This window comes from Sporichthya sp. (genome assembly GCF_013815995.1).
Taxonomy (GTDB): Bacteria; Actinomycetota; Actinomycetes; order Sporichthyales; family Sporichthyaceae; genus Sporichthya.
The window spans coordinates 1-6719 of the sequence record NZ_JACDFE010000239.1 but is presented as its reverse complement, the minus strand read 5'-3'; the positions used below and the strand labels follow the sequence as shown (position 1 = coordinate 6719).

The 6719-nt window shown below is 67.9% G+C and carries 9 protein-coding genes and 1 pseudogene; 9 read left to right on the top strand and 1 reads right to left on the bottom strand.

Features of this window, described 5'->3' with window-relative positions:
- The first annotated feature begins 44 nt into the window (after positions 1-44).
- From H0X00_RS20230 to H0X00_RS20195, 8 genes are all read left to right on the top strand, one after another.
- The gene (locus tag H0X00_RS20230; RefSeq protein ID WP_293774296.1) at positions 45-572 is read left to right on the top strand and encodes a hypothetical protein; all 528 of its coding nucleotides are present in this window, start codon (positions 45-47) and stop codon (positions 570-572) included.
- A gap of 102 nt (positions 573-674) precedes the next feature.
- Positions 675-1439, top strand: a complete 765-nt coding sequence (locus tag H0X00_RS20225; RefSeq protein WP_293774294.1) for an SDR family oxidoreductase — start codon at positions 675-677, stop codon at positions 1437-1439.
- A 4-nt stretch (positions 1440-1443) separates the two neighbouring features.
- Positions 1444-2085 (top strand): trans-aconitate 2-methyltransferase, encoded by a 642-nt coding sequence (locus H0X00_RS20220; RefSeq protein ID WP_293774293.1) that lies wholly within the window; start codon positions 1444-1446, stop codon positions 2083-2085.
- A gap of 8 nt (positions 2086-2093) precedes the next feature.
- A complete protein-coding gene (locus H0X00_RS20215; RefSeq protein WP_293774291.1) occupies positions 2094-2831 on the top strand; it encodes an SDR family oxidoreductase in 738 nt (245 codons plus the stop codon).
- A 352-nt stretch (positions 2832-3183) separates the two neighbouring features.
- Positions 3184-3666, top strand: a complete 483-nt coding sequence (locus tag H0X00_RS20210) for a hypothetical protein (RefSeq protein ID WP_293774289.1) — start codon at positions 3184-3186, stop codon at positions 3664-3666.
- Positions 3667-3811: 145 nt separating this feature from the next.
- Positions 3812-4198: a hypothetical protein gene (locus H0X00_RS20205; RefSeq protein WP_293774288.1), complete on the top strand. Its 387-nt coding sequence runs from the start codon at positions 3812-3814 to the stop codon at positions 4196-4198.
- A gap of 316 nt (positions 4199-4514) precedes the next feature.
- On the top strand, positions 4515-4958 hold the full coding sequence (locus H0X00_RS20200; protein ID WP_293774287.1) for a hypothetical protein: 444 nt from the start codon (positions 4515-4517) through the stop codon (positions 4956-4958).
- 405 nt (positions 4959-5363) lie between these two features.
- Entirely contained in the window at positions 5364-5768 is a 405-nt protein-coding gene (locus H0X00_RS20195; protein ID WP_293774285.1) for a hypothetical protein, read from the top strand.
- Here H0X00_RS20195 and H0X00_RS20190 read toward each other — a convergent pair.
- Positions 5765-5950 (bottom strand): annotated as a pseudogene (locus H0X00_RS20190) (hypothetical protein); the annotation flags it as partial. The gene H0X00_RS20195 and the pseudogene H0X00_RS20190 sit on opposite strands and share 4 nt — an antisense overlap.
- A 110-nt stretch (positions 5951-6060) precedes the next feature.
- Between H0X00_RS20190 and H0X00_RS20185 the strand changes: the two are divergent.
- A complete protein-coding gene (locus H0X00_RS20185; RefSeq protein ID WP_293774283.1) occupies positions 6061-6504 on the top strand; it encodes a hypothetical protein in 444 nt (147 codons plus the stop codon).
- The last annotated feature ends 215 nt before the right edge of the window (positions 6505-6719 follow it).

Below are 6719 nucleotides of genomic sequence, written 5' to 3'. Positions count from 1 at the left end.
GTTGACGGGGGGCGGAGCCCCCCCTCGGTACCTAAGCTGCAGCGGTGCCCGCCCGTCCCAGCCCCGCCGGAGCGGCGGTGGCGATCCTGGCCCTGCTCGTGGTGGCCGGCTGCGGGGGTGGCGGCGGCTCGGCGACGGCGGCGGCGCTGCCGCCGGAACTGCTGGACGTGCTGACCTCGCAGGTGGACTGCGCGGGCGCGCCGCTGGTCCAGGTGCGCCAGCACCGCTACGACTTCACCGGCGACGGTGTCGAGGACGCTCTGGTCGCGGTGCGCTGCGACTCCGGGGCGGGCGCTCCGCCGTCCGCGGTGTTCGCCGTCGCCGCCCGGCCGGGCGGGCCGGAGGTCGTCGACGAGCTGCTCGGCCCCGACGAGGGCGAGATCGTCAAGGATCTGCGGGCGGTCGGACCCAGCGCCGTGGTGACCTCGTTCGGCTTCGGCCCCGCCGCGCCCCGTTGCTGCCCTGACCTGGAGCTCAGCCACACATACCGCTGGGACGGCACGGCCTTCGGGGACGCGGCCACCACGTCCACGCCGCTGCCGGAGGCTCCGCAGGAATCGGAAGCGGAGTGACCACTTAGGCTGGGGCTCGGCCGTGCGCTCCACCGGTGTCAGTGCGTTCACCTGACGGGCAGTCACCTCTTCCGTCAGTCCCCACCAGAACAGGAGTCAGGCATGTCCAGGTTCGACGGCAAGGTTGCGATCGTCACCGGCGCGGCGCAGGGTATCGGCGCTGCCACCGCACTGCGGTTCGCCTCTGAGGGGGCGACGGTCGCGGTCGTCGACATCACCGCCGAGCGCGGTGCGGAGACGGTCGAGACGATCATCAAGGAGGGCGGCCAGGCGGCCGCGTTCGGCATCGACGTGGCGAACGCGGCCTCGGTCGCCTCCGGCGTCGAGGCCATTGCCGCCCAGTTCGGCGGCGTCGCGATCCTGGTGAACAACGCCGGCGTCACCCGGGACAACATGCTGTTCAAGATGACCGAGGAGGACTGGGACCTCACCGTCGACGTCAGCCTCAAGGGCGCGTTCCTGATGGCCCAGGCCGCGCAGAAGCTGATGGTCCCGGCCAAGTACGGGAAGATCGTGAGCCTGTCCAGCATCTCCGCGCTGGGTAACCGCGGGCAGTCCAACTACTCCGCCGCCAAGGCCGGCATCCAGGGCCTGACCGCGACGATGGCCCTCGAGCTGGCCCGCTACAACATCAACGTCAACGCCGTCGCCCCCGGCTTCGTGCAGACCGCGATGACCGAGGCCGCCGCCGTGCGCATGGGCCTGGACCCCAAGGAGTTCGTCGACGCGGCCGCGGCCGCGACCCCGATCCTGCGGGTCGCCCAGCCCGAGGACATCGCGGCCGTGATCGCCTTCCTGGCCAGCGACGACGCCCGCCACGTCGTGGGGCAGACCATCTACGTCCACGGCGGCAAGTGGGGCGTCTAGCTCCATGCCCAAGGACATCGACTGGGATGCGCGGTACGCCGCTGATCCCGCCCTGTGGGGAGAACGGCCCAACCAGTTCGTCCGGGCCCGCGTCGCCGACGCGGAGCCCGGGCGCGCGGTGGACCTGGGGTGCGGTAACGGCCGCAATGCGGTGTGGCTGGCCCGGCGCGGCTGGCACGTCGAGGCCGTCGACATCTCGGCGGTCGGCATCGAGCAGGCGCAGCAGCGCTCCGAGCGGGACGGCGTGCACGTCGCCTGGGAGGCCGGCGACGCACTGACCTGGTCGCCGGCCGAGCCGCTCGACCTGGTGCTCGTGGTCTACCTGCACATGGAGATGCCCGAGCTCATCGGCCTGCTGGCGCGGGCCGCGACCTGGCTGGCCCCCGGCGGACGGCTGCTCTACATCGGGCACTCCCGGACCAACATCGAGCGGGGCGTCGGCGGGCCGTCCAACCCCGACGTGCTGGCCGAGATCGCCGAGCTGGCCCAGGCCGCCGAGGGCCTGCGGGTGCTCGCGCTGGCGCACCTGCTGCGCGAGACCGATACCGGCACCGCCATCGACATCCTGCTCGAGGTGACCACCTGGGCCGCCGCCGAACCGGCCGGCGACCCGGACCCGCACCACTTCAGCCCGCCGCAATCGTGAGCAGCGCCATGACCGGCACCCTGGTCATCACCGGTGGCGGTCGAGGCATCGGCGCCGCCACCGCGCGCGCCGCTGCAGCCCAAGGCTGGAACCTGTGCCTGGGCTTCCGCTCCGACCGCGAGTCGGCCGAAGAGGTCGCCGCCGAGTGCTCCTCGCACGGGGTGGACGCGATCGTCGTACAGGGCGACATCGCGATGGAGCTGGACGTGCTCGACCTGTTCGTGCAGGCCGAGGAACTCGGCCCGGTGCGGGGCCTGGTCAACAACGCCGGCGTCGTCTCCCCCCGCTCGACCGTGGCCGAGCGGGAGTCCGAGGACCTGGAGGAGGTCTTCGGCGTCAACGTGTTCGGGGCATTCTTCTGCGCCCGCGAGGCCGTGCGCCTGATGCTGCGCGACGGCGAGGGTGGGGCGATCGTCAACGTCTCCTCGCGCGCCGCGGTGCTCGGTAGCCCGGGGGAGTACGTGGACTACGCCGCCTCCAAGGCCGCCGTCGACGCCCTCACCGTCGGGCTGGCCAAGGAGGTCGCCGCCGACGGCATCCGCGTCAACGCCGTCCGCCCCGGGTTGATCGAGACCGAGATCCACGCCTCGGTCGGGCGCGGCGACCGCCTCGTCGAACTGGCCCCGACGGTCCCCATGGGACGTGCGGGCACGGCCGAGGAGGTCGCCGCCGCGATCGTCTGGCTGCTCTCACCGGCCGCCTCCTACGTCACCGGCGCGATCCTCGACGTAGGTGGCGGGCGCTAGCTGAATTTGAGACCTGGGTGTCGAAAACCCCGCTCAGCACCACCACAACGTCCCGTCGGCTTCTGCCGGCGGGCCGTTGTCTGTGCCCCAAGGTCCACGCCTCACGGGGCCCCTGGGGTCCATGGGAGAGATGTGAAGTTTCTTCTGAGATTGGAGGCGACTCGTGTGGTCACACAGGTAACTCAAGACGATTCTTTGCCCGGGGATACCTGAGGTTCACTCACGGATGTCGATCTTGTCCGAATTGTGCGTAATGCAAGATCCACCTCTTGTAGTGGATCTGTGACGCTAAGTGTGTTGCCGGGGGGCACACCGCCCCACCAAACCGGCGGTTCTCTAGGAGGGGAACACAATGCGCAAGAGCGCCATCTCGGCTGCGGCCGTACTTTCTTCCGTTGCGCTGCTGTCCGTCGGCGCTCCGACGGTCTCGCAGGCAGCTACGTCCTTCACCCAGCGGGAATTGACCGTGTGCTGGAACAACGAGACTCCCAGTGCCGACAACCCGAACTTCAACATGGACCTGGAAGCCGTCGCGGACGGCCCGTCGTACAAGTCGTTCTCGCTCGACAACGGCGAGTGCGTCCGCTGGGACGTCCGGCCCGGTCAGTACAAGATGACCGTGGAGGACATGGACGAGTTCCTCGACGACATCACCGACGCCCTGGACAGCTGCGCCGCAGATGAGGACGACCGGTTCCAGATCCGGATCAAGCGGATGGGCGACACCTACAAGGCGTTCAACGTGGCCGCGCTCCTGAACGGCGAGGTCACCACCAACGTCAAGAAGGACCGCAGCACCTCGATCTCCGTCAACGCCTACTGCGTGGACGTCTAGAACCCACGCGTGTGGGGCCCGGCCTCGCCCGGCCGGGTCCCACACGCAGGCATTGAACGACTCCGGGGGGAGCGCGATGCGCAGGGCTATGGGTTCAGCGGGGGTGGTCGCCTCTGTAGCCGTCTTGGCCGGCGTAGCTCCGACCGTGGCCGAGGCCCGGACCCTGGAGGAGCTCAACGTTTGCTGGGTCAACAAGGCGCCGGGCGAATGGCTGGACCTCGAAGTCGTTGTCGATGGGCCCTCGTTCAAGACCGCGAGTCTCGACAACGGGGACTGCATGGCCTGGGACGTCCGACCGGGCCAGTACAAGCTCACCCTCGAGGACCTCGACGAGTTCCAGGCTGCGATGCAGGCCGCTTGCGGCCGCGGCCTTGAGCGCCGGCTCACGATCTTTCTCAAGCGGCAGCAGGACACCTACAAGACCGACTTCCGCGTCCTCCGCGACGGCGGCGTCTTGACCAACATTCGCAAGGACCGGCGCACCACTGTCACCTTCGTCCTGAAGTGCGTACCGATGAAGGACAACCCGTGATCGGCGGACGAGTGCCGGGTGAGGGTGCCGTGAGCGGCTGACCATGGGGCTCGCCTGTGCGCCCAAACCTCACAGGCATCTGGTGCCACGCGCGAGTTAGCGCTCCGGATCGAATCGATCACTCATGGTGAGATTCGACTGTCCGTTTTGCGTAGGCATGATCTGGTTTGGCCAGATCTCACCCTTTGAAGTGGATCTTGTACGAATTGTACGGATTTCAAGATCATCTCCATGAAGTCGGTCTGTGACTCTGAGTGCCGCCGGAAGGTCGAAGCGACCTCACATCTTCGCCGGCGCCCCGAAGGAGATGATGTTCATGCGTCGAAGCATTTACGCGGTCGCGGCGGTTGCCGGCTCCATCACGCTGGCCGCAGGGGTCCTTGCTGCCCCGTCCAGCGCGTACACCCAGAAGGAACTCAACGTGTGCTGGGCGAACAACACGCCCAGCAACACGCTCGACCTTGAGTTCGTCGCGGACGGGCCGTCGTACAAGACTTTCTCGCTGGACGACACTGAGTGCATGGCATGGGACGTCCGCGCCGGTCAGTACAAGCTCACCGTCGAGGACGTCAGCGAATTCGTCGCCGGCATGGAGGCTGCCTGCCCCGGCGCTCCCAGCCCTGACCTCAAGATCCGGATCAAGCGGATGAACGACGCCTACCGGGCGTTCAACACCGCGGCCATCCTGAACGGCAGCGTCACCACGAATGTCAAGAAGGACCGCCGCACCTCGGTGCTCGTGAGCCTTCGCTGCGTCTGATCGCCTGACAGTGTCGGCGCCCACCGCTCGGGCGCTGTGCTGAGCTCGACTCCACGGCCCGTCGGCGTACCTGCGCCGGCGGGTCGTTGGCTTGTCCGGACTCGGATCGACCGAGATCATCGACGCTCGGTCGGCGGATGATCACTGTGGGTATCCCGGCAACGCGGCCTTTGCGCGCCCGTGTCTGATGCTTGGTCAGACCCGCGCCGGAGAAGTTGATCTTGTACCAACAGCACAATTTTCAAGATCAACTTCTTGCCGTTCCGATGTCACGGTGTGTATCCACCGGCAGGTCCCATGGCCCTCGCCCGAGCCGGTGCCCCTGCAGCCAGGAGATGCCCCATGCGTAGGACTGCTGTCCTGTCAACGGCCGCGGTGGCCGGCTCCCTCACTCTGATCGCTGCGATGGCCGCCGGCTCGGCCGATGCCTTCACCGCCAAAGAACTCAAAGCCTGCTGGGCCGCTCCCGTGGGGGGCGCATTGAACTTGACGGTCGCGGTCAGCGGACCGCAGACGGGCCAGCGGACGCTGCCCAACGGCACGTGCAAGGCCTGGGACGTGCCGGCCGGTGTCTACAAGTTCTCCGCGAACGCGAATGCCATCAGGACGATTTTCGACAGCGGTCCGGCCGGTCGGACGTCGGTCTGCGGGAACGCGGCGTTCACGGGCTTCAACGTCTACGCCAACGTCAGCCGGCTGAAGCAGAGCTACACCGTGACCCTCGGCAGCAACGGCGGGTCGTTCAATGTCCCGGTGTCGAAGAACAAGCTGACCAAGGCGAACTTCCGCATCAAGTGCTTCACGCTCTAACTGCCGTCAGTCGAGACACGGCCTAGGCACGGCACCGCCTCGGCCGTGAGGGTGGCCGCGACGGTCGCGCCGAGCTCCCAACAGGCCTCCAGGTCTGCCTTGGTGAGCGAACCGGCGACCTCGACCGTCGCGGCCACCCGCTTCCAGCCCAGCCCTTCGGTGGTCGACTCCGCCGCGCGCACCCGTCGAACAAGTGCTTGGGCGCACGATCCATTTCGAGACCTCAGACTTTGCCGGCGAGGGGTGTAACCGCCAGGTCACCAGGCGCATCCTGCAGGCAGGAGGCCTGCCCATGCCGAAGATGTCCATCGCCCTCTTGGCCAGCGCTGGCCTGCTATTGCCGGCTGCCGTGCTCGCGACGCCTGTTGCGGCTGCTCCGTCTGCGACCAGTGCCACGATCAAGAACTGCGTGAAGACCAAGCACGGCGTCACGGTGAGGATCAAACTGCGCGACAACGGGCGATTCACGCGCGTCCGGGTCAGCCACCCTGATGGCAAGGGCAACTTCTATGCCCCCAAGGTCCAGCGCGTCGAGGGTGCACGAGGGTTCACTGGCGACGCTCCCCCGCCCAACCCTGACGGCAGTCAAATCGGCGGCGGGGCTTCTCGAGATCGGCTGCACGCGGTGAAGCCATCGTTCCGGGCGCCTTCTGCCACCGGTGGCACCGTGAGCGTCTCGGCCACCTTCCACCTGCGCAGTGGCAAGTCCGTCACGGTCGGCTGCGGGCTGCGCTAGTTCATCCCGAACGAGCCGTCGCTGGGCACGGTCTGACGCTCGGGCCGCGCGGCCGTCCTAACCGGACAGGTTGGCCGCGACGGTCGCGCCTAGAGCGTGTCTCACGAGTTGAGCGGGGCTGACGCGAGATTCTCGGGTCATGTCGCGTGGAGCTGTGTTGACCGATGAGATGTGGGCTCGGATCGAGCCGTTGCTGCCTGCTGTGAAAGGCCCTA

Bases quoted from the DNA above. Each gene is read 5' to 3' on its own strand.
- H0X00_RS20225 (WP_293774294.1), top strand. From the start codon at position 675: ATGTCCAGGTTCGACGGCAAGGTTGCGATCGTCACCGGCGCGGCGCAG.
- H0X00_RS20220 (WP_293774293.1), top strand. From the start codon at position 1,444: ATGCCCAAGGACATCGACTGGGATGCGCGGTACGCCGCTGATCCCGCC.
- H0X00_RS20215 (WP_293774291.1), top strand. From the start codon at position 2,094: ATGACCGGCACCCTGGTCATCACCGGTGGCGGTCGAGGCATCGGCGCC.
- H0X00_RS20210 (WP_293774289.1), top strand. From the start codon at position 3,184: ATGCGCAAGAGCGCCATCTCGGCTGCGGCCGTACTTTCTTCCGTTGCG.
- H0X00_RS20200 (WP_293774287.1), top strand. From the start codon at position 4,515: ATGCGTCGAAGCATTTACGCGGTCGCGGCGGTTGCCGGCTCCATCACG.
- H0X00_RS20195 (WP_293774285.1), top strand. From the start codon at position 5,364: ATGGCCGCCGGCTCGGCCGATGCCTTCACCGCCAAAGAACTCAAAGCC.
- H0X00_RS20185 (WP_293774283.1), top strand. From the start codon at position 6,061: ATGCCGAAGATGTCCATCGCCCTCTTGGCCAGCGCTGGCCTGCTATTG.